Annotated in this window: 16 protein-coding genes and 2 pseudogenes; 8 read left to right on the top strand and 10 right to left on the bottom strand. The window is 53.2% G+C overall.

Annotation, left to right across the window (positions count from 1 at the left end; translation table 11 throughout):
• The 3 genes and pseudogenes from ttdA to KYE_RS08340 all read left to right on the top strand — a co-directional run.
• Positions 1-661: L(+)-tartrate dehydratase subunit alpha (gene ttdA, locus KYE_RS08350; RefSeq protein ID WP_008172312.1), on the top strand; the 661-nt coding region annotated here is incomplete at its 5' end.
• Positions 658-1,266 (top strand): L(+)-tartrate dehydratase subunit beta, encoded by a 609-nt coding sequence (ttdB, locus tag KYE_RS08345; RefSeq protein ID WP_008172310.1) that lies wholly within the window; start codon positions 658-660, stop codon positions 1,264-1,266. The genes ttdA and ttdB, both read left to right, overlap by 4 nt.
• A gap of 82 nt (positions 1,267-1,348) precedes the next feature.
• Positions 1,349-2,341 (top strand): annotated as a pseudogene (locus KYE_RS08340) (TAXI family TRAP transporter solute-binding subunit).
• A 265-nt stretch (positions 2,342-2,606) separates the two neighbouring features.
• Here KYE_RS08340 and KYE_RS08335 read toward each other — a convergent pair.
• A protein-coding gene (locus tag KYE_RS08335) for an IS3 family transposase (RefSeq protein WP_085986438.1) occupies positions 2,607-3,769 on the bottom strand; the annotation gives its coding sequence in 2 pieces (ribosomal slippage) (positions 2,607-3,514 and positions 3,514-3,769; 1,164 coding nt in all).
• Positions 3,770-3,893: 124 nt separating this feature from the next.
• Between KYE_RS08335 and KYE_RS22335 the strand changes: the two are divergent.
• A pseudogene (locus tag KYE_RS22335) lies at positions 3,894-5,899 on the top strand (TRAP transporter permease); the annotation flags it as partial.
• Positions 5,883-6,368 carry an isocitrate lyase/phosphoenolpyruvate mutase family protein gene (locus KYE_RS08320; protein ID WP_008172306.1) on the top strand — a complete coding sequence of 162 codons (486 nt, stop codon included), beginning with the start codon at positions 5,883-5,885 and terminating at the stop codon, positions 6,366-6,368. The pseudogene KYE_RS22335 and the gene KYE_RS08320, both read left to right, overlap by 17 nt.
• Positions 6,369-6,667: 299 nt before the next feature.
• Here the strand turns inward: KYE_RS08320 and KYE_RS08315 are convergent, their stop codons facing one another.
• The 3 genes from KYE_RS08315 to KYE_RS08305 all read right to left on the bottom strand — a co-directional run bounded on the left by KYE_RS08315 (position 6,668) and on the right by KYE_RS08305 (position 8,072).
• A complete protein-coding gene (locus KYE_RS08315) occupies positions 6,668-7,282 on the bottom strand; it encodes a tyrosine-type recombinase/integrase (protein ID WP_008172305.1) in 615 nt (204 codons plus the stop codon).
• Between the two features lie 184 nt (positions 7,283-7,466).
• The gene (locus KYE_RS08310) at positions 7,467-7,781 is read right to left on the bottom strand and encodes a HigA family addiction module antitoxin (RefSeq protein ID WP_036211519.1); all 315 of its coding nucleotides are present in this window, start codon (positions 7,779-7,781) and stop codon (positions 7,467-7,469) included.
• A 12-nt stretch (positions 7,782-7,793) separates the two neighbouring features.
• On the bottom strand, positions 7,794-8,072 hold the full coding sequence (locus KYE_RS08305) for a type II toxin-antitoxin system RelE/ParE family toxin (protein WP_008172303.1): 279 nt from the start codon (positions 8,070-8,072) through the stop codon (positions 7,794-7,796).
• A 54-nt stretch (positions 8,073-8,126) separates the two neighbouring features.
• On the opposite strand from KYE_RS08305, the gene KYE_RS08300 reads away from it, so the two are divergent.
• Positions 8,127-8,816, top strand: coding sequence for an AraC family transcriptional regulator (locus KYE_RS08300; RefSeq protein WP_081467521.1), 690 nt, complete (start codon positions 8,127-8,129; stop codon positions 8,814-8,816).
• A gap of 89 nt (positions 8,817-8,905) precedes the next feature.
• Here the strand turns inward: KYE_RS08300 and KYE_RS08295 are convergent, their stop codons facing one another.
• A complete protein-coding gene (locus KYE_RS08295; protein ID WP_008172298.1) occupies positions 8,906-9,946 on the bottom strand; it encodes a zinc-binding alcohol dehydrogenase family protein in 1,041 nt (346 codons plus the stop codon).
• Positions 9,947-10,048: 102 nt separating this feature from the next.
• Between KYE_RS08295 and KYE_RS08290 the strand changes: the two genes are divergently transcribed.
• On the top strand, positions 10,049-11,002 hold the full coding sequence (locus tag KYE_RS08290) for a LysR family transcriptional regulator (protein WP_008172295.1): 954 nt from the start codon (positions 10,049-10,051) through the stop codon (positions 11,000-11,002).
• A 15-nt stretch (positions 11,003-11,017) separates the two neighbouring features.
• On the opposite strand, the gene KYE_RS08285 is transcribed toward KYE_RS08290, so the two are convergent.
• The 3 genes from KYE_RS08285 to KYE_RS08275 are packed head-to-tail and all read right to left on the bottom strand — an operon-like array spanning position 11,018 to position 15,784.
• Positions 11,018-14,068 (bottom strand): efflux RND transporter permease subunit, encoded by a 3,051-nt coding sequence (locus KYE_RS08285; RefSeq protein WP_008172293.1) that lies wholly within the window; start codon positions 14,066-14,068, stop codon positions 11,018-11,020.
• A 1-nt stretch (position 14,069) separates the two neighbouring features.
• The gene (locus KYE_RS08280) at positions 14,070-15,224 is read right to left on the bottom strand and encodes an efflux RND transporter periplasmic adaptor subunit (RefSeq protein WP_008172291.1); all 1,155 of its coding nucleotides are present in this window, start codon (positions 15,222-15,224) and stop codon (positions 14,070-14,072) included.
• 23 nt (positions 15,225-15,247) lie between these two features.
• On the bottom strand, positions 15,248-15,784 hold the full coding sequence (locus KYE_RS08275) for a TetR/AcrR family transcriptional regulator (RefSeq protein ID WP_264622593.1): 537 nt from the start codon (positions 15,782-15,784) through the stop codon (positions 15,248-15,250).
• Between the two features lie 454 nt (positions 15,785-16,238).
• Between KYE_RS08275 and KYE_RS08270 the strand changes: the two genes are divergently transcribed.
• Positions 16,239-17,321, top strand: coding sequence for an alkene reductase (locus KYE_RS08270; RefSeq protein ID WP_008172279.1), 1,083 nt, complete (start codon positions 16,239-16,241; stop codon positions 17,319-17,321).
• A gap of 144 nt (positions 17,322-17,465) precedes the next feature.
• Here KYE_RS08270 and KYE_RS08265 read toward each other — a convergent pair whose 3' ends face one another.
• Both KYE_RS08265 and KYE_RS08260 read right to left on the bottom strand, forming a co-directional pair.
• The gene (locus tag KYE_RS08265) at positions 17,466-18,869 is read right to left on the bottom strand and encodes a TolC family protein (protein ID WP_008172277.1); all 1,404 of its coding nucleotides are present in this window, start codon (positions 18,867-18,869) and stop codon (positions 17,466-17,468) included.
• Positions 18,862-22,053: an efflux RND transporter permease subunit gene (locus KYE_RS08260; protein WP_008172276.1), complete on the bottom strand. Its 3,192-nt coding sequence runs from the start codon at positions 22,051-22,053 to the stop codon at positions 18,862-18,864. The genes KYE_RS08265 and KYE_RS08260 overlap by 8 nt, the downstream gene beginning before the upstream one ends.
• Positions 22,054-22,063 lie beyond the last annotated feature (10 nt).

Below are 22,063 nucleotides of genomic sequence, written 5' to 3'. Positions count from 1 at the left end.
ATCGTCTTTCCCTTTGCTTGGTGAGCTCGAATCCATTCTGGAAGGAGCAACCATAGGTGCAACTGAAATTGGTCCTCTTCGCCACAACGCGGTCGAGGCATTTGTTGAGAAAAACACGGGTACAAATACAGGTTCGAAAATTCCATGGCTCGATTGGGAAATTCTTCCGGGAAAAGACCATGTGATTATTGATGTTTACATGGCCGGCGGTGGATGCACGCTACCCGGAGCATCGACGGTATTGATGCCAGGTCAAGGCTACGAAGGTGTGGCCGAGTTCGTTCTTGATGTAATGACCTCCCGAGGCTTGAACGCTTGCCCCCCTCTCCTAGTTGGCGTTGGTGTGTCGACATCCGCTGAGACGGCTGCTCGATTGTCCAAAAAGGCGATTCTCAAACCAGTTACCGCTCGCAATACAAACGAACAGGCAGCGCTCCTTGAGGAGCTTCTGGCAGAGGGCATCAATGATTTGGGTATTGGTCCGCAAGGTCTAACCGGCGACAACACCGTGATGGGAGTAAATATTGAGTGGTCTGCTCGTCACCCCTCAACAATTGGCGTTGCCGTTTCAACTGGTTGCTGGGCTCACCGCCGCGGCCAAATCAAGATCAACGCAGACCTTTCCTACGAAATCATCTCTCATCAGGACGTCAAGCTATGAAAAAGGTATTAAAAACCCCTATTTCCATCGAAGACCTAGAAGCGCTGAAGGTAGGTGACATTGTTTACCTCGATGGAACCCTTGTCACCTGCAGGGATGTGGCTCACCGGCGTCTAATTGAATATGGACAGGAACTCCCGGTTGATCTTGCCGGTGGCGCAATTTTTCACGCAGGCCCAATCGTTCGAGAAAAAGATGACGGTAGCTACGAAATGGTCTCAATTGGACCAACTACCAGTATGCGAATGGAGAAGTTTGAGCGCGAGTTCATAAAAAAGACTGGCGTCAGGCTGATTATCGGTAAAGGAGGAATGGGTCCGGAAACAGCCGCTGGATGCTTAGAAAACAAGGCTGTTCATGCGGTCTTTCCAGGCGGCTGTGCAGTTGTCGCCGCAACGAAGGTTGAAGCGATAGAAGGTGCTGAATGGAAGGACTTAGGTATGCCAGAGACACTCTGGATAAACCGAGTAAAAGGCTTTGGCCCTCTGATTATTTCGATTGATACCCACGGCAACAACCTATTCGAAACAAACAAAAAAACATACAACGAGCGAAAGTCCTCAGTACTAGAACGAATCAGCGAGCAGGTTAAGTTCATAAAATAAGCTACCTCGTTAATCGATCTAGATATCAAGGTTAATTCCTAACGAAGCAATATCTAAAAACAAATAAGTATTGGAGATTGTCATGAAAACAATTAAAACCTTTGTTCTTTCTGTGGCTCTAGTAGCCGCATCATCTTCCCTGTTTGCGGAAGACAAATCCGCGTGGCCGGAGAGCTTTACAGTAGGCACTGGGTCACAAGGTGGCGCATATTTTGGGTACGGCACCGCTTGGGCAAACATTGTATCTGAACAAACAGGCGTAACGGGTGGTGCTGAAGTAACCGGAGGCCCCATGCAAAACATGGCCTTAGTTCATACAGGCGATAACCATTTCGGCATGACAACCATGGGCCCTGCAAGAGAATCGCTTGAGGGGAATAATGCCATAGCACCAGGAATACAATTGGACAATGCCTGTGCAATGTTTCCCATGTACCAGACGCCGTTCTCTATCACTGCATTGACGTCATCTGGCATTACTTCCATCTCAGACATTCCCGATGGCGCCGTCATTGTGTAAACATCCCTGTTTCAGTTGCACCGCTGATTAGAGTTTTCCGCTCGTTGGTGTTTCGCCAGGTATTCCCATGGCGTCAGGTCTTCCAGTGAATCGTGAGGGTGGTCAGATCTTGGCGGGCAACTTCAGGACGGACTGCTTGACGTGGTTGCATTTGCAGCTGGTGTGCCAGTTCCAGCAGTCAGTCAGCTTGAGGTACAAACTGATATCAACATTATTGAGTTTACCGAAGAAGAACAAGCAAAAATTATCGACGCCCTTCCTGTGAGTGACTACGAAATCCCAGCTAGCGTATACAAGAGCCTTGAAACTCCAGCTCGCTCTGTCGCTATGTGGAACTTTGCAATAGCAAATTGCGATCTCCCAGAGTCGTTTGTATACGAAGCTGTAAAAGCAGTGATGGGTGACAATGAGCGCATGGTTCAAGCCCACAAAGGAGCTCGCACCACACTGGCAAAGCACTGGGATAAGAATACCTTCCTGCCATGGCACCCTGGAGCTGCGCGCTGGTTTAATGAAAATGGGGGCAGCATTTCTCCGAATTTAATTCATAACTAATTAGATTTTTGCGTGGCATCTTGGCTTTTTTGGGTGCCACGCGTTTTAAACCTTAATGTGGCGCTAAATCAAGCAAAGGTCTAGTCATGAATAACGACAAGAATTTGGCTCAGAAGCCAGACCACCTTATCGCCCAAGGGGTGGATGATGAACCAGTAGAGTCGAATCTACGACTCTTTAAAGGGCGCTCCTATCAAATCGTAACGCTCATTGCGGTGGTGTATGCAGCATTTCATATGCTCGCCTTAAACGGAATATGTAGTGGTCAACTAATCCCGGACAGTATTTTAAGGTTTTCCTCAGCGGCAACGGGAGAAATACCACCGTTGAACGTGTGAGGTCGTTGCCGGTTGTAGTAGTCCATCAGATAGCCACCAACATCTTTTTTGGCCTCAGGCAGGTTCCGATATCCCAAGGCCGGTATCCACTCAGATTTCAGGCTCCTGAACAGCCTCTCCATCGGTGCGTTGTCCCAGCAGTTGCCACGTCGGCTCATGCTTTGTGTCATTCGATAGCGCCATAGTCTCTGACGGAACTTACGGCTTGCATACTGGCTTCCCTGGTCCGAATGGAACATAACTTTCTCTGGGTGACCGCGCAGTTCCCAGGCGTGGTCCAGAGCTTTGACGACCAGATCTGCATCCGGACTGGATGACAACGCCCAACCAACAACGCGGCGAGCATACAGATCCAGCACGACAGCCAGATAACTCCACCGCTGGCCGCTCCAGACGTAGGTGATGTCACCACACCAAGCCTGATTGGGCCGGTCTACCGTGAACTCGCGGGCCAGGTGGTTCGGGATATCCGGTCGTTCGACCGTGGCCTGCTTGTAAGCGTGAGGGCCTGGCTGCTTACAGATCAGCCCCAACTCGCTCATCAGACGTCGAACCTTGAAGCGCCCGACGACAATGCCTTCTTCGCTGAGTAAGCCCTTTATTGTCCGGCTGCCGGCAGAGCTGCGGCTCTTCGTGAACAGCCGGTTTACCTGGGCCTTCAGGGCCAGACGCTCAACATCCACACGATTCCGCCGTTGGCGGTATTCGTAGTAACTAGAACGACTGATATCAAACGCATTGCAGACCATTTCAACAGGTATTCGCTCACTCAACTGGTCTATCAGCGCGTACGATTCATGTCGTCCGACATCAAGAGAGCGGTAGCCTTTTTTAGTATGTCTTTCTCCTGTTCAAGGCGCTTGCAGCGGGCTTCCAGCTCCTGAATACGGCGCTGCTCCGGGGTTAACGCCTTGCCCTTCGGGGTGACACCGTCACGCTCCTCGGTCAATTGGTTAACCCAGCGCCGGATAGCACTTTCACCAATTCCCAGAGACACGCTCGCCTGGGGAATCGTGTAACCTTGATCCAGCACCAAGCTGGCTGCTTCCTGTTTGAACTCAGGAGAAAAAGAACGTCGCTTTCTGGTCATCAGACACCTCGTTTATGGTGGCGATATTACCACCTACGTTGGTGTCCGGAATCATTGAACCACTACAATAGGTATTAAGGCAATGACGGGCGGCTTGGTCGACATTCCATTTCTACCCGACTTCCCCATTGAAACCTGGAACTTCCGTATTGCACACGTCGCAGGCGCATTGATACTCGGCTTCTTAATGTTCTCGGCGACGGGATTCGCTGACGGTCAGAAGCCCAGTTCGAGAGCAATTCGTGTCGCGGCCTATCCATTGTTGATTTGCGGGCTATTTTCGCTCGGCATGGCTTTTTATTTTGCATGGGAGATCGCTTCTGGATCTAACTGGAATGGAATAAACAAAAACATCAGATTCAATGAAATATGGCTGTATGGCGCCCCATTATGGGGAGCAACAGGAGGCTCTATCATCCTCTCATGGTTTGATAAACAAAGCCGTGGTAGGTTCGCTCCACACGATTTTGTCCTCGTAGTATCTACGCTTGCCGTTGCAGTCTATTTAATTACGATTTATGGCACACAGATGAGAAATTCAACTGGAACTGCCTTTGCTCCAGTTGGTATCTCTATGGCGGCCGTTGCCGGAACAGCGTTGATAATGGAACTCACGCGACGCGTGGCAGGTATGGCCTTGGTTGTGATTGCCACCGTGTTCTTGATTTACGTGTTTATCGGTGAATTTCTACCCAGCTTTCTTAACTCACCCGCTATTACTTGGGAGCGCTTTTTCAGCCAGGTATACACTGACGCCGGCGTATTGGGCCCAACCACTGCTGTATCTTCAACCTACATCATTCTATTCATAATTTTTGCGGCATTTTTGCAAGCATCCAAAGTTGGCGATTATTTCGTGAACTTCGCCTTTGCGATAGCAGGTAAGGCCCGGGGGGGCCAGCGAAGGTCGCCATTTTTGCATCGGGCCTCATGGGCATGATCAATGGCACGTCTGCCGGCAATGTTGTTGCGACCGGCTCATTAACGATTCCGTTGATGAAAAAGGTCGGGTACGAGAAGAGCACAGCCGGTGCGATCGAAGCTGCTGCATCGACAGGTGGTCAAATTATGCCGCCAATTATGGGTGCCGGTGCATTCATTATGGCTGAAGTGACGGGAATTCCTTATTCGGATATTGCCATCGCAGCGATCATTCCGGCCATTCTCTACTTTGTCTCGATTTTCTTTATGGTTGACTTTGAAGCGGCCAAATTAGGCATGAAGGGAATGCGAAAAGAAGAGTTACCCCGCGTTTCCAACATGGTGCGCCAAGTGTACCTGTTTGTTCCAATCTTGATCTTGATTGTGGCACTTTTTATGGGATATTCGGTAATCCGTGCGGGCACCCTGGCTACAATATCGGCAGCTGTCGTTAGTTGGTTTACTCCTTACAAAATGAATTTGAGAAGAGTCTACGGTGCGTTTGAAATCGCGGGGCACATGTCGATTCAAATTATTGCAGTCTGTGCATGCGCAGGCATTATAGTTGGTGTGATTTCGCTCACAGGTGTCGGCGCTCGTTTCTCCAATCTGCTCCTGAGCTTGGCTGATACGTCACAATTGCTGGCGCTTTTCTTTGCCATGTGTATCGCGATTCTTTTGGGTATGGGGATGCCAACTACAGCAGCCTACGCCGTAGCCGCATCAGTTGTAGCCCCGGGGTTGGTCGATTTAGGCATTCCATTGCTGACAGCGCATTTTTTCGTTTTCTATTTCGCGGTCGTGTCAGCGATCACACCTCCTGTGGCTCTGGCATCCTTCGCGGCGGCCGGGATTTCGGGAGCTAACCCTCTAAAAACGTCCCTAGCATCATTCAAAATTGGCATCGCGGCCTTTGTTGTACCGTTCATGTTTTTCTACAACGCTACACTACTAATGGAAGGTGAATGGTTACATGTACTTCGTTCAGGATTCACCGCTGTATTCGGTATTTTCTTGCTCGCATGTGCTGTTCAGGGGTGGTTTGTAGGAAATTGCGCAAGTTTCATTGTTCGCCTGACTTTGGCAGCCGCAGCTTTCCTAATGATTTCAGGTGGATTGATTACAGACTTGGTGGGTCTTGGAGTTGCAGGTGCAGTATTCATACTTCAGAAGATAGTGAACCGAGAATCTATTGTGGCTAGCGCCTGACCAGGAGCAAATTGATAAACTGTCCGCTGCGCTCGATGCCAGACGTTCTGATAGTTTCGGCATAATCGCGAGAACGCAGATCGTTTCTGGTGAAGACATTGGGGCGGTGGCAGAAAGAGTCTTTCAGTATTCTGAGGTTGGTGTCGATGGTATATGTCTCGCTGGCGTGAATGATCCCGAGCAGTTGGAGTTGATATCAAAAGCCAGCAGTAAGCCAAAGATGCTAATTAACTACGGTAGAAAAAATACACTCACGGAAGAGATGTACTCAAGGTTCAATATCAAGCTCCTCTTGAATGGTCATTCACCTTTTGAGTCATCAATTGTTGCCACCTATCACGCGTTGTCGGAATTATCTGGCCGTACGCCTTCAGATAATGAACTTCATTATAAATCATTAATTGGACGGTACACAGAAGAAAGATGGTTTGATAGTTCACTGAAACGGTACTTGCGGATATTCGGATAGAATTAAGTAAAAGATTTTGAATCCCAATCTTTTCTAGTTCATGAACGTTCTTCCAAATCTCAAATATGAACTAAGTCATGGAATTGAACAATTGAAATATAATTGTTATTTAGCGATGGTAATTTTGCTGAACTTTAAACTGCGCATGAGGAAATAGGCCAGGAGTTTATAGTGGACCGATGTAAGTCCAGTTCGCTTTAATTTAGGATTGGAGGAGCCTGATCGAAACCCGACGGTAATCATCGACTGGAGCTGGCAGCGTCTGCGGCATCCAGGGACGAAGGAGAAAAGTTACGCACTTAGATCTCAATGCTCTCAGCGATCTCCAGAGCATCCTCCACCTCGACACCAAGGTATCTCACGGTACTGGACATATTTGTGTGTCCCAGTAGCAACTGTACAGCTCGAAGGTTTTTTGTCTTCTTGTAGATCAATGTCGCTTTGCTCCGTCTCATTGAGTGGGTGGCATAGACAGAAGGATCCAGTCCAATGCTGGTTATCCACTTCTTGACGATACGGGCGTATTGATGAGTAGTGATGTGGTCAAACTTTCTGATTCGGCTCGGCCACAGATAATCCATACCCGAAAGGTGGCGAGACTCAATCCATGCTTCGACCGATTCACGCGTTTTTTTGGTTATCTCAAACTGAACAGGCTGACTGGTTTTCTGCTGAATGACTTGCGCCCGATCCAAAACCTCTCCGTTTCTGGAAATATCTCGAACCAGGAGCTTCACCATATCGCAAGACCGGAGTTTGCAATCAATCGCCATGTTGAACATCGCCAGCTCGCGGATGTTATTTGCAATCTCCAACCGAATGCGGATAGCCCATATTTGTTCGAGTTTGAGCGGTAGTTTCTGGCCTACGAGCTTTCCCTGATTCCAGGGAGTTTTGCTGATGGGAAATGTCATGATGCAGCCCTCTTTGGAGGGGAAGGGCCTATAAGTATGGTCCAGAAGAGTGTTTTCTGCTGCTGCGACTGTCGTGAGGCTAACCGTGGTCTTGAATAGCGAGCCCGGAGAAGCCCGCCCCGAAGGACGGACTCCGGCGATCGCGACTTACGTGCAGACAGACTAGAACGGTGATGAGCGAAGCTCAGGCAGCCTCATGATCAGGCTTGCGAGGCGTAATCAGTTTATTGATTTGATCGGATTTCTCCGCACGGGCTCGGCGCAGATCGTAATCGGTCTGCAGATTGAGCCAAAACTGCTCAGTAGTCCCAAAGTAACGAGCCAAACGCATGGCCGTATCCGCGGTCACACCACGACGCTCGCGAACAATTTCGTTCAGGCGCTGTGCAGGAACATAAAGTTCTTTTGAAAGCGCATTCACACTCATGCCAAGAGGCTTAAGGTAATCCTCAAGTAAAATCTCTCCTGGATGGATAGGGCGCATACCTACAGTAACCATTGCGCGACCTCCTCAGTGATAATCAACAATCTCGACATCTTCCGCCCCTTCGTCTGTCCAGCGGAAACACACTCGCCACTGGTCATTGATCCGGATACTGTATTGCCCCTCTCTGTCTCCAGAAAGCTGCTCTAGTCTGTTCCCGGGCGGCGACTTCAGATCCTTGAGAGCTTCAGCACTTAGAAGCTGTTGCAGTTTCCGCTCTGCCGGTCTTTGAATCGCACTGAAACGTCGAGTCCGACCGGTTTCAACCAGCTTCTGAGTGCGCTTGCACTTAAAGCTCTTGATCATAGCTGCTCACTTTATCACGTTACACGTTAAACGTGAAATGCGTTTTCACTTTTCATGAGTACTGAATCGGTGATTCGCTCACCGAAAGCACTACAGCGTACCAAGAATATGCATCAGTTGATCGCGGTAAGGATGCAGCTAGACTTTCGCCGTCCGGTCGCAAAGCGAACATTCAGGTTAGGCAATAACGCCTGGGCTAAGCCGCCTTCCGGCCCCCTGCGCCCCGCCAGAAACAGCTCCCGGCCACAGGGGTTATCCACAGCCCGCTGGAACCAGGGGTTTGCGGATGCCCTCTATCGCCTTCTGCAGCTCGATGAAAACCCGGTCGATCTATCAATTCTCGGGAAGAGCCGTTTGCATGAGTTCTACTACGAATTACTGAAAGGTGAAGCCGGCCATTCATTCAGAAACGCATTTGGTGTTGGGAACGAAATCGCCCGCTCGATTGAGTTCCTGTCATCCAACCTGGACAAAACTGTCACAATTGAAGACCTGGCTGATCAGGCTGGCATGAGCCGGGCGGTGTTCCATCGCAAATTCAAACAGGCGACAAACATGTCGCCCATTCAGTTTCTGAAATCCATGCGGCTCAACAAGGCCGCGATGAAAATTGCTGAAGGCCAAAACGTCAGCGTTGCCGCCATGGACGTGGGTTACCTGAGCTCGTCTCAGTTCAGCCGGGAGTTCAAACGCCTGTATGGCCTGTCACCCAAGCAGTGGAGCCAAACTGAAAAAGCAAGCTGACGGCCGGCTCTGGTATGCCATGTCTATCGGGGTAGTTCCGTGATCGGAACGCATGGTTTGTTATACGAGCCGGTGAGTTGGAATTTACGTCAGGCAAAACCCTCCAGCACAATCTTGCCAACGGCGGTTCCTGATTCCAGTTCGGCGTGTGCGGCACGTAGATTCTCGGCGTTGATCGCTCCGAGGTGCTTCCCTGCAGTTGTGCGGATGAAGCCTTGATCTACAAGCCGTGAGACCTCATTCAACAAGTCGTGCTGAACCTGCATATCATCCGCCTGGTGCATTGAGCGGGCGAACATGAATTCAATGTGTAATGACAGACTCTTCGGCTTGATTTTCATTACGTCCAGACTTGCGGGATCGTCGATCATGGCAATCTTTCCAAACGGCCTAAGCACCGCCACATAATCGTCGAAGTATTGATCTGTGGCGTTAAGACTGGCCACATGGGTTACAGAACCAATTTTGCCAGCAGACACCAGTGTTTCGATCTGGGGCTGCAAGGGTTCACGGTGATTCAGAACAAAATCCGCACCCAATGATTCAACCCAGGCCTTCGATTCCGGGCGAGATGCCGTAGCGAGTACTTTCGCGCCTGTTAGCTGTTTGATCAATTGAACTAGAATTGAACCCACGCCTCCTGCGGCGCCAATCACAAGGACCACGTCGTCGCTTGGAGTGATGGACCCAGCCAACTGTCGCTCAAGTTGCAGGTGGTCAAACAGCATTTCCCATGCTGTTATCGTGGTCAGGGGCAACGCTGCAGCATCGGCGTCGGACAGGCTGGCAGGCTTCCGACCAACCAGACGCTCATCGACAACCTGGTATTCGGCGTTGCTGCCCTGACGGGTAACGTCACCGGCATAAAATACGGTGTCACCTTCTTTGAAGAGTGAAGCGCCCTCGCCTGTTGCCACTACCTCTCCAACGGCATCCCATCCAAGTACTTTGATCTGGCCTGGTTCCGGCTCCGCCCGCTGGCGTACCTTGAAGTCAACAGGGTTCATGCCGATGGCTTTGACTCTGACCAGCAGGTCCCGGCCTTTTGCGACGGGACGTTCCATCTCAACATTTTGCAGCGCATCAGGGTTTTCGATAGGAAGAGATTCCCGATATCCAACAGCTTTCATTATCTGTCTCCGCAATGACTTTCGAGTAGCGCACAGTATGGTCGCCGTTTACACTCGGATAAACGGGAAAATTTGTTAAACATATTCAAAGAATTTTTGAAAATGAGTCTTGATGATCTGATCGTGGTTTTGAGGGTCGCTGAATTCCGCAACATTACCGCTGCCGCCACCAGCCTTGATATGCGAGCTGCCACAGCCAGCGCCGCAGTAAAGCGCGTAGAACAGGAGCTGGGTGTAGAGTTATTCGTACGCTCCACGCGAAGGTTGCGGTTATCTGCCGCCGGCGAGAAATACTTGCCTCACTGCAAACAAGCGATTGACTTGTTGAGCCAGGCGCAACAGAACCTTCGATCTGAAGTTGACTCTGTAACAGGCGAAATCCGGCTTTCGGTTTCATCCGATCTTGGTCGTAACCGCGTTGTGCCCTGGATCGACGAATTGATGGCAACGCATCCAGGTTTGAATCTCAGAGTTCAGATTACTGACACCAACGTGGACTTTTACCGGGATTCGGTCGACATGGCGCTTCGCTACGGCGCGCCCAGTGACACCAACCTGTATGGCTTCAAAATTTGCGATGTGCCGCGCCTGCTTTGCGCATCTCCTGATTACCTTTCGCGTCATGGTCGCCCCATTCATCCTGATGACCTTGAGAACCACAACGGACTGTTCTATCAGTTGCAGGACATCCCATTTGACCTCTGGACGTTCAAACGGGGAGACGAGGAATATCGAGTCAAAATGACGGGCGATCGCGCCTCAAACGATGGCGATCTGGTTCGCCGGTGGTGCGTCGCTGGTCGCGGTCTTGCGATAAAATCGTGTCTTGATATGTCGGATGATCTGCTTGCAGGCCGTGTCACCACAATCATGCCGGACTATGCGCCGCCGGTATCCGAGCTGTGGCTGATTTGTCCTACCCGACAGTCAATAACGCCGGCAATGAGGTTGTTGAGGGATGACCTGCGTGCAAAAGTAGGCGAACTGATGAATGCAATGATTGCCGGAGGCTTTTTTCCTCCGGATCGCTTGTCCGGAGGAAAAAAAGACGCCTGAAAAACAGCGGGTGCGTTATTGATGATAAGAAATTCTCATTAACGTGCAGTACACCACTGGCAGCACCACTAACGTCAATACCGTTGCAACACCCAAACCGAACACGATAACCACCGCCATGCTCGCGAAGAAGGCATCGCTGAACAGAGGAATCATTCCCAACATGGTGGTTACGGCCGCCATAAGCACAGGTCGTACCCGGCTTACCGCGGCCTCAACCACCGCAGTGAATGCATCATCCTGCTGTTCTAACTGAATATTGATCTCCTCAACCAGCACAATGGCATTCTTCAGTACCATACCGATCAGACTCAGAGTCCCGAGCAGCGCCATGAATGTAAAAGGCGCGCCGAGCAATACCAGTCCACCAATGATTCCAATCATCATGAGAGGAACAATCATCCAGATAGACAGAGCCTGTCGGAAGCTACCGAACAACAGCATCGAAATAATGAACATCCCCAGCAGTCCAAGAGGCAGCGAGGAGAAAAGCGAAGTCTGAGCTTCGGATGAGGTCTCGTACTCTCCACCCCACTCAATCGAATAGCCGTGGGGAAGCTCCAGCGCGTCGACCTGCGGGCGGATCCTCTCCAGCACACTCGCCGCCGTCTCCCCCGACAAAGGCATGGGTTCGGCATAAACCGCCAACATCCGCTCCCTGTTTCTGCGTTTTATCAACGGATCCCGCAGTTCCGTATTGATGGCATTGATGACGTTGCCCGCGCTGACATAGCGGCCCTGCTCTTCACTCCAGACATTGATCGAGGTAAGGTTTTCGATGTCAAAACGCTGCTCCTCTCTTGACCGCATAATGATCGGAATGAGGTCGCTCCCCTCACGGTACACTCCAACCTGCTGCCCCTGATTATTCAGCAACAACGCCTGGTGCAGTGATTCGCGAGATACGCCAAGGCGCCGGGCCTGTTCTTCGAGGAACTCCGGTACGATCACGGCTTCCCGGTTACCCCAGGACAAGCGCACGCTGTCGGCCAGAGGTTCATTTTCAAAAATTGCCTGCACGCGCACACCGATTTTCCGGAGTTCTTCGGGATCTTCTCCAAAGATACGAGCTTCAAGACTGGCTTTGGCTGAGGGCCCCACCTGCAAAGCCTGCACTTTGTAATGCACGTTCGGGAAGTCTGTACGCAGTTGCTCAATGACTTCCTCCATACGGGCCTCTCTCGACGCCTTATCCCGGGTCTCTACGATCAATTGGCCAAAACTGGCGTATCGCTGCTCCGGTGAATACGTCAACGTAAAACGCTGGGCTCCGCCACCGGTGACACTGGTCACCTGAACGACCTGGTCCATGTCATTCACGCGCGATTCCAGCCGCTTTACGGTCTCTTCGGTTTGCAAGATGTCGGCGCCCTCGGGCAACCAAAGGTCAACAAAGAAGAGTGGCGTTGTGGCATTCGGGAAGAAAGCATTCTTAACCTGTCCCGAGAACGATAGAACCCCAGCCAGAAGCGCGATCGCAAGTGTTAATGTCACGAAGCGATAATGAATCGCGTAGGTCAGCAGGCGGCGGAAGACGACGAAAACAATTCCCTTATAGGGGTCGTTATCGGATGACTGCCCGACACTCTCGAGCTTGTCGGGATAGAACATATCAAAGAAAAACGGGGTCAGAGTGAGTGCCGTCAGCCAGCTCAGGAAAAGCGAGTAGCACAGAACCCAGAACAGGGAGCCAATGAATTCTCCGGTGGTGTCTGGTGAAAGGCCGATAGGAGCAAAGGCCGTAATGGCAATCACGGTAGCGCCGAGCAGCGGGTACCGGTTCTGCGAGACCACTTCTTTGGCTGCCTGCCTTTTGGACTTGCCCTTGGAAAGGCCAATCATCATGCCCTCGGTGACGACGATGGCATTATCGACCAGCATCCCCAGCGCAATGATCAGCGCACCCAATGAAATCTTCTGGAGCTGAATACCGTGTATTGCCATAAGCACGAATGTACCCATGATGGTAATCAGCAGGATCAGCCCCATGAGCAGGCCACTTCGCAGCCCCATGAACAGCAAAAGCACAATAATGACAATGCCCACCGCCTGAGCAAGGTTCATGAGAAAAGCAGATACTGCCTCCTCGACTACTTCAGGCTGGTTATACACTGTGTTCAGTGTCATGCCGATGGGTTGCTGTTTTTCCAGGCGTTTCAAAGCCTCATTGAGACTCTCACCTACATCAACAACGTTGGTGCCCTCTGCAAATGACACGCCGATGGTCAAAGCAGGCAATCCGTCAGAGTGGTAAAGCAAGGCGGGTGAGTCATTGGTCACCCTGCGAACTTCGGCCAGATCGCTGAGCCGGATAATACCCGAATCAGCGCTTCCAACTGCCAGTTGCTCAAGTGCCTGAACGGAATCAAGCTGACCGGTTGGCTGAACGGATAACGACAGCCCTTCACTGCGCAGGTGGCCAGCGTTGCCCACCGTATTCTGCGCATTCAGAAGGCTTGCCAGGTATTCTGGCGAGATGCCAAGAGCACGCATACGGTCACGGTCCAGTGACACGATCATCTGCTCGTCGACACGACCACCGATACTGACTTTTGCGACGCCCTCCAACAATCGCAGTTCTCGCTGAATGAGATCCGCATGGTCACCAAGATCTTTCAGCGAGTAGCCGTCACCACGCAACGTGAGCAGCAGGCCGAAGACATCGCCAAAGTCATCGTTCACGATGGACGTGTTCACGCCTGGTGGCAGACCAGGCTGGGCATCATTAATCTTTCGCCGAAGGATATCCCAATACTGGTCTAACTCCCCTTCTCTGACCGTCTTCTTGAGTTGGACAGTAATCTGCGACAAGCCGTCCGAGTTCACCGAAGTAATGTCATCGATGCCCGGCATCTGCTGGATCGCTTTTTCCAGAGGCAGCGTAACCTCCTCCTCGACTTCAAGAGGCGTTGCTCCGGGATATTGGGTGGTCACCAAGGCGGAACGTAACGTGAACTCCGGGAATTCAAGCTGGCCAAGACCCAGAAACGCGAACATGCCCCCAACCCCAAGCAACAGCGTGACCATCCAGCTGATGGACTTCCGATCAAGAAAATAATCGACCATCTCAGAGCCCGCCCTCTTTTTCCCAGGGACGGACCGAACGATCCCTGTTCATCCGGTGAGCGCCGGCAACCACGATTCTGTCGCCCGGGCTGAGCTCTCCCCGAACAAGCACGCCATCGTTCATTTTCTTACCCGGCTCGACATCCACCGGCTCGACGCTGCCCGTGTTATCGCCATTCTCACCATCGGCAGCAGCCACGTATCGCCAAACCACGCTAGTGCCGGGTTCTGCGTCAGGTGTTACAAGCGCCGCGGTTGGTATCAGCCACGACGGGGCGCTCTCTCCAGCCAATGTGCCGTAATCAAGCAGAACGGTCGCGCTCATCCCCGAAAGCACTGTGATGTCCTCGGGTTCAGGGAGCGTTACGGTAACCTCATAACTGAGCGACCCCTGAGAGGCATTGCTGTCATGCTCTTTGTAGCTCGCGGCGTAGCGTTTATCGGGAAGCTCGGGAAACTGTACCCACGCGATAGTGTTGCCATTGGCGCGAACGTTCCTGGATCTCTGTGGTTGAAGGCGGCGGACCTGTTGTTCAGGCATCTGGAACGAGACGTCGATAGAGCCGGGCCGTTGCAGTTCGGCAATGGCCTGCTGCGCTGATACAACCTGAAAGACATCCACCGGCACCCGTGAAATGACGCCATCAAATGGCGCTTTGAGAACGGTATAGGAAAGTTGGTCCTCCGCGCTGGCCAGTTGCGCTCTGGCAGAGAGGTACTCGGCCTCGGCCTCATCGAAACGGGCCTGACTGATGGCCTGGCGCTCCAACGATATTCGCATTCGCTCGAAGGTGGCCTGTGCCAGATTGAAATTTGACCGGGCGTTTTCCAGGCGGGTTCTTGCGTCCCGATCGTCCAGGCGGGCAACGACCTCCCCTTTTTCCACAGTGTCGCCTGCTTTAACGGCCAGCTCCGTCAGCTCTCCTCCCACTCTGAAAGAGAGTTCTGAATGGTCAGACGCCGAGACTCTGCCCGGATACTGATTGAGCGTGCCTGACTGCGCCTGCTCCAGCGTCATGAGCTTTACCGGGTAGACAGTTTGCTGTGTCAGAGGGGGCGCCTCCGCCGAACATCCCATCACCAGGAGGCTCGAAAGCATTGCAAGCGCTTGTAGGCCTCTCAAGGGCATGGCGGTACTGACCATCTTGAATTTCATAACGCGTCACTCTCCAGAAAAAATTAGGTATTCCGACGATCGGCAACCGCATCCCAAGCCATATTAAACGCTAATTCGATATGCTCATCGGTACCTTCGAACGACCCTTGCAGGCATCGTTGAACGAGGTGGTAAATCGGGCGGAACATAAACGTTTCGAGAAGTGGAAAAGGTACCGGTTTGATCAGCCCGGATTGCTTTCCCTGATCAACTGCATTCAAAAGATTTGCGGCTCGGCTTTCGTTTCGTGCCTGGATCTCGGGAGTCATCCAAGCAGAATGCGTGAACGTCTCGTGGTAGCGGAATAGTTCCGGACGCTCAAGGCCGATCCGGAACAGTGTGTGCCACTGGCGTCGCAGTCCTTCACGCAGATCTTTCCCGCGAGAAAAACTGTCCAGCGCCGCATCAATGACCTGATCGCTGACGTAATAAAATGTCGCCAATAAAAGCTGTTCTTTATCTTCGTAATAGATGTACAGCGTGGCTGGTGACAAACCCGCAGCCTTGACTATCTTGCCAACCGAGGTTGCTGAAAAACCGTGATCTGCTACTTCCCTCACGGTAGCTTCCAGGAAGGCTATTCGTTTCGAGTCGTCTCTTTGCCGCATTTGTCTGCTCAACGCTTCAAATTGGTCGGCCTAAAATAAATGAACGTTCACTTATTTTCAAACCGAAAATATAGGCGTATACCGAAGTAGGTGCCCTACTGAAGTGCGCGGGGTTCAGGCAAAAATCAGGTTGGTCTGCAGGCTCTTTGCAACCAGCCGACCACGAAAACCCATCACAGGCTCTAGCCAGGTCCCGAACGCAATAGACGCAGATCGAGCAGGATTTCGAGACGATGATGCGCGATGGCTACGTCATCATCGAACCTGTCCCCAAGGGAAACTTGCGAAGGCGGATTCCAGCCTGTCGCATCAGCCAGGATGATGATTGATATATCTCATCCGAATTAGTCCGCCCGGCCCACGGGCGGATAGTTTATGGTTTTGCACAATATTTCCCGAGGATGCTATGAACACACTTTTTACTCCCCTGAAAATGGGCGCCAGTGAATTGGCCAATCGGGTCTTCATGGCCCCCCTCACCCGCGTCCGTGCCGACGCTGATCACGTTCCCACGGACATGATGGTTGAGTATTACGCTCAGCGTGCGTCTGCCGGCCTGATCATCGCCGAGGCGACCATGGCCATCGAAGGCAATTCAGCCTTCTGGCGCGAGCCTGGCATCTATTCCGAGGCGCAAGTTGAAGGCTGGAAGAAAGTCAGTGATGCGGTACACGCTAAAGGTGGCAAGATTTATCTGCAGATCTGGCACGGCGGCCGCGCCTGTCACCCGGTGTTAAACAACGGGAAGGATCCGGTAGCGCCCAGCGCCATTGCCATCACCAGCGATGAAGTGCACACACCGGAAGGCAAGAAGTCCTACACGGTTCCCCGCGCACTGGCTGACAACGAAATCCCGGCCATCATCGACGGTTTCCGCACCGCCGCCGAGAATGCCAAGCGCGCCGGCTTTGACGGTGTTGAGGTTCATGGCGCCAACGGCTACCTGCTGGACCAGTTCCTCCGTGATGGTTCCAACCATCGAGAAGGCCCTTACGGTGGCCCGATCGAAAATCGCGCCCGACTGCTGCTGGAGGTGATTGAAGCCGTATCCGGAGTGTTCGGTTCCGAGAACGTCGGTGTTCGACTGAGCCCGCTCAACAGTTTCCAGAGCATGAAGGACAGTGATCCGGTCGGCCTGGTCACCTGGCTCGCCAAGCGTCTGAACGACTACGGCCTGGCCTTTGTTCATTTAATGCGCAGCGACTTTTTTGGGGAGCAGCAAGCAGACGTGATTACCCCGGTCCGCGAGCACTTCAAGGGCAAGTTGATCCTCAACATGAGCTACACCGGTGAAGAAGCAGAACAGGCCATCGAATCCGGATTGGCCGACGCTGTCGCCTTTGGTGTGCCCTTCATTGCCAACCCGGACCTTCCGGAGCGCCTGAAGCTTGGGGCCGAGCTTAATGAAGCAGATCCCTCGACTTTTTACACCCAGGGAGCGGAGGGGTATATTGACTACCCTTACCTCGAAGAAATAGCCGAAGCATAGTATTGAGTCGGAGCATAGTATAGAAAGGGGGCTTTTAGCCCCCTTTTTCGTTGCGGAGAAAACATGACCTTTGAAAGCGCCATTTCCTTTCTTGCCGCTAAAGCCCGGAACTTCCCCTTTTTCAGCTAAACCATACCCTCTTCCTCAAGACTCGCCACCCGTTGCCTTCAGCATTCGCCGGTGCGCCTCCGACGACCAAACCCCACTGAATTCCTCAATCACCCCAAGCTGGGCCGCCGCATAGGACAATCTGGCGGAAAGCCGGTCCTGCTGAGCGGAAATGAAGGTTCGGTTGGCGTCCAGTAAATCCAGATAGCCGATGGCACCCTCACGATGCATAGTTCTGGCGATGGTGAACGATTCGTTGGCTGCCTCAAACGCCCTGCCCGTTGCCTGATCAGCCTCCAAGGCCCGCCCGTAAGCAAAGATCGCAACCCGAGCACTGGCGACCGCATCAATGATGGTTTGGCGATAACGGATGTAACTTTCTTCCGAGACTGCATTCTGGCTTTCGACCCGTTGCAGTATCACCGGATAACTCAACAGAGACCAGGAGATGCGAGGAGCGATGCTGCCGGTACCCTCAAAGCCATCGGACACTTCCGCCACGTTGGTCAAGCCCAGAAATCCCTCGACCGAAAACTGGGGATAGAGTTCTGCCCGAAGGGCGTTGCCAACCGCCACATCCCGGGCCAGTGCTGCGAGCGCACCGCCGATATCCGCACGCAACTGCATGGCTTCGTTCGCCCGCCCGGCCGCCGGCACGCCAAAGGAGGCGGCCAGTGCACCTGAGGCAGGCTTCAGGACCAGCGATTCGGAATCTTCATTGACGAGCACGGACAGCACCGCTTTGGCCCGATAGAGCTGGGCTCGCGCGTCAGGAAGCTTGGCACGCTGCTGTTCCAGCAGCGTGTCTGCGCGGGCGAGATCAAGATTCGGCGAAATGCCTTCCTCCACGCGCAGGGCCATGACTTCCCGAGTGTCTTCCAATGCCCGGATGTCCGCCTTGATCAACTGGACCCGCTGGCGAGCGGCTTCCCACTCCAGATAGGCTCGGACAACGCCAACGGTGACTTCTTTCAACACCGCTCGTTGGTTGTTCAGAGCAACCTCAAGATTGGCTTCACCGGCATCGATCAGCGCTCTCAGCCGGCCAAACAAGTCCACTTCCCAGGTGCCCGCCAAACCGACGGCAGAGGATTCCTGAACACTGTTTCGATCGATCGCCTCGTATTCGCCGGTTACTCCGCCCTGAGGGAGCAACCGTTTCTCGTCCGCACCCAGGTCCGCAAGCGCCTGACGGACCCGTTGCCGGGTTGCCAACAGATCGAGGTTAGCGGCCTTCGCAACCTCGACCAGTTGATTGAGTTGGTCATCCTCGTAGCTCTTCCACCACTCCGCTGTGGTGGCGTCTGTGCTCTGAACACCGAAACTGAGGCTGTCGAGGTAACGTTCGTTCGCCTCCTGTTGGGGCTCATAATCCGGGGTTGCAGCGCAGCCAACCAGCAGCGCAGACCCCAGCAAGACACTAACCGCCCGTTTATGCATGGTCATTCTCCGTGATCTGTTCAGGTATTTCCTTGGTGTTGGCGGGCGTCCTGGTATCGGCCTTGGCACGCTGAATCACCGCGTAAAACACCGGGGTGAACAGCAAGCCGAACACGGTGACACCAATCATTCCCGAGAACACCGCTATCCCCATGGCGTGACGCATCTCCGCACCCGCTCCGGTCGCAAGCACCAGCGGTACCACACCTGCAGTGAAGGCAATCGAGGTCATCAGGATCGGCCGTAAACGCAAACGGCAGGCCTCGACAATGGCCTGATAATGACTGTGTCCCTGGAGATTGAGGTCACGGGCGAACTCCACCATCAGGATGGCGTTTTTACTCGCCAATGCCACCAGAACAATCAGACCAATCTGGGTGAACATGTTGTTATCACCATCGGTCACCCATACCCCGGCCAGAGCCGACAGCAAGGTCATCGGCACAATCAGAATAATTGCAAACGGCAGTCGCAGACTCTCGTACTGAGCGGCCAGCACGATGAATACCAGCAAGATAACCAGTGGGAACACATAGACCATGGTGTTGCCGGCGAGTTTTTGCTGATAAGTCACCTCGGTCCACTCAAACGCCATGCCCTCGGGCAGAGTCTGTGCTAGAACCTCTTCGATAGCAGCCTGAGCCTGGTCCGAACTGAAGCCCGGGGCCGGAGACCCGTTGAGCTCGGCCGTTGGATAGCCGTTGTACCGCATCACACGATCCGGGCCGATGGTCGATTCGACACTCATCACCGCGGACAGCGGGATCATCTGGCCCTGCTGGTTGCGAACCTTCAGATTCAGAATGTGCTCCGGATCAAGGCGCTTGTCGGACTCGGCCTGGGCAATCACCTGATAGGTGCTGCCGAACATGTTCACGTCATTGACGTACACCGACCCCAGATACACCTGCAGTGTGTCGAACACGGACTCCAGCGGAATGCCAAGCAGCATTGCTCGCTCCCGATCTATATCCAGGTCAAACTGGGGTACCTGAACCCGGAAGCTGGAGTAAAGACCCGTCAATGCCGGATGCTTGCGAGCTTCGTTGATGGTGGTTTGCAGGGTATCGAACAAGGCTTCAAACCCTTTGCTGCTTCGATCTTCGATCTGCAGCTTGAACCCACCCGTGGTGCCCAGGCCCAGGATCGGTGGTGGTGGGAACACCGCCACAAACCCTTCGTCGATGCTTGAAAAGGCGCCGTTTAACTTGCCTGCAATCGCACCCGCACTGAGTTCCGGGGACGTGCGCTCGGTGAAATCGGTCAGCGGCAGGAACACGATGCCGCTGTTCGGACTGTTGGTGAAGCCGTTCACGGACAGGCCCGGGAACGCAATGGTGTTTGCCACGCCCTCGGTCTCCAGCGCGATCTGCTGCATTTCGTTGACCACGTCCACGGTCCGGTCAAGGCTCGCCGCATCCGGCAGCTGGGCAACTGCGACCAGGTATTGTTTGTCCTGCTGCGGAATGAAACCACCCGGTACCGCGTTGAACAGGCCTCCGGCGAAAACGGTCAATCCGACATACACCACGCCAACGATGGCGCTGTAGCGGATCAGCTTCTTGACCAGGACTTCATAGGCATTACCTGTGCGGTCAAAGAACCGGTTGAACGGCTGGAACACAAAGCGACCAAACACCTTTTCCAGGCCGCGGGAAAGCCGGTCGGGCTTCTCGTCGTGGCCCTTGAGAAGCAACGCGGACAGCGCCGGCGACAGGGTCAGCGAGTTCAAGGCGGAGATCACGGTTGAAATCGTGATGGTCAATGCGAACTGCTTGTAAAACTGACCGGAAAGACCAGAAATGAAGGCCGTCGGAATGAAGACCGCACACAACACCAGTGCAATGGCAATGATCGGGCCGGTTACTTCGTTCATGGCCACTTTGGTGGCTTCACGAGGCGATAGCCCCCGATGAATGTTCCGCTCCACGTTTTCGACCACCACGATGGCATCATCAACCACGATACCGATCGCTAGCACCATTCCGAACAGCGACAGCGTGTTGATGGAAACACCCAACCACTGCATCACGGCGAAGGTGCCCACCAGTGATACAGGCACCGCAACGAGCGGAATAATGGACGCCCTCCAAGTTTGCAGGAACAGCACCACCACCAGCACAACCAGTAAAATCGCCTCCAGCAAGGTGGTGATAACCGCGTCGATGGAACCGCGAACAAACACGGTGGGGTCGTAGGCAATTTCATACTCGACGCCCTGCGGGAAATCCTGGGACAACCGCGCCATGGTTGAACGAACATCGTCAGAAAGCTGGATAGCGTTAGCCCCAGGGCGCTGGAAAATCGGCATGGCAACCGCCGGCTTTCCATCGAGACCCGCTTCAAGGGCGTAAGTGTTCTGGCCAAGCTCGACTCTCGCAACGTCAGAGAGCCGCGTGATGGCCCCGTTATCACCAATTTTCAAAACAATGTCCCGAAACTCATCCAAGGAGGTCAGGCGCCCGCGGACGTTCAGCATCAACTGGAACTGGTTGTCGTTCGGTGCCGGCTGTGCGCCAAGGGTACCGGCCGCAATCTGACGATTCTGGGCACGCACGGCGTTCACCACATCCGAGGCGTTGAGATTCCGGGCGTCCAATTCATCCGGCTGCAGCCAGAGACGAACCGCAAATTCACCGCCACCGAACAACTGAACGTCACCAACGCCGCCAAGGCGGGAGAGTTCATCTTTCAGATTCAGCTCGGCGTAGTTGGCCAGATAGGTAATGTCCCGGCTCTCATCCGAAGAATGAACGTGAACAACCATGCTCAGGTTAGGGGATGATTTCTCAGTCACCACTCCCAGGCGCTGCACCTCTTCCGGCAAACGCGGCAGCGCAATATCAACCCGGTTCTGGACCTGAACCTGGGCTTTATCGAGATCAGTACCCAGCGCAAACGTTACTGTGAGGGTCATGCGGCCATCGGCCGTTGCCTGGGACGACATATACAGCATGTTTTCCACGCCGTTGATCTCATCCTCAATCGGCGACGCGACCGTTTCTGCAATCACCTTTGGGTTTGCGCCCGGGTAGTTGGCCGTGACCACCACTGTGGGCGGGACCACTTCCGGATACTCACTGATCGGCAACTGGAACAGAGAGATGCCACCCCCGATCAGAATGATCAGAGACAGCATGGAGGCGAATATTGGCCGGTCTATAAAAAAATGGGGAAATTTCATCACTCAGGCC

Source organism: Marinobacter manganoxydans MnI7-9 (assembly GCF_000235625.1).
GTDB lineage: Bacteria > Pseudomonadota > Gammaproteobacteria > Pseudomonadales > Oleiphilaceae > Marinobacter > Marinobacter manganoxydans.
The sequence above is the reverse complement of the archived record's forward strand: the minus strand, read 5'-3'. Positions and strand labels throughout refer to the sequence as shown.

Bases quoted from the DNA above. Each gene is read 5' to 3' on its own strand.
- ttdB (WP_008172310.1), top strand. From the start codon at position 658: ATGAAAAAGGTATTAAAAACCCCTATTTCCATCGAAGACCTAGAAGCG.
- KYE_RS08315 (WP_008172305.1), bottom strand. From the start codon at position 7,282: ATGACATTTCCCATCAGCAAAACTCCCTGGAATCAGGGAAAGCTCGTA.
- KYE_RS08310 (WP_036211519.1), bottom strand. From the start codon at position 7,781: ATGGTTACTGTAGGTATGCGCCCTATCCATCCAGGAGAGATTTTACTT.
- KYE_RS08305 (WP_008172303.1), bottom strand. From the start codon at position 8,072: ATGATCAAGAGCTTTAAGTGCAAGCGCACTCAGAAGCTGGTTGAAACC.
- KYE_RS08300 (WP_081467521.1), top strand. From the start codon at position 8,127: ATGAGTACTGAATCGGTGATTCGCTCACCGAAAGCACTACAGCGTACC.
- KYE_RS08295 (WP_008172298.1), bottom strand. From the start codon at position 9,946: ATGAAAGCTGTTGGATATCGGGAATCTCTTCCTATCGAAAACCCTGAT.
- KYE_RS08290 (WP_008172295.1), top strand. From the start codon at position 10,049: ATGAGTCTTGATGATCTGATCGTGGTTTTGAGGGTCGCTGAATTCCGC.
- KYE_RS08285 (WP_008172293.1), bottom strand. From the start codon at position 14,068: ATGGTCGATTATTTTCTTGATCGGAAGTCCATCAGCTGGATGGTCACG.
- KYE_RS08280 (WP_008172291.1), bottom strand. From the start codon at position 15,224: ATGAAATTCAAGATGGTCAGTACCGCCATGCCCTTGAGAGGCCTACAA.
- KYE_RS08270 (WP_008172279.1), top strand. From the start codon at position 16,239: ATGAACACACTTTTTACTCCCCTGAAAATGGGCGCCAGTGAATTGGCC.
- KYE_RS08265 (WP_008172277.1), bottom strand. From the start codon at position 18,869: ATGCATAAACGGGCGGTTAGTGTCTTGCTGGGGTCTGCGCTGCTGGTT.
- KYE_RS08260 (WP_008172276.1), bottom strand. From the start codon at position 22,053: ATGAAATTTCCCCATTTTTTTATAGACCGGCCAATATTCGCCTCCATG.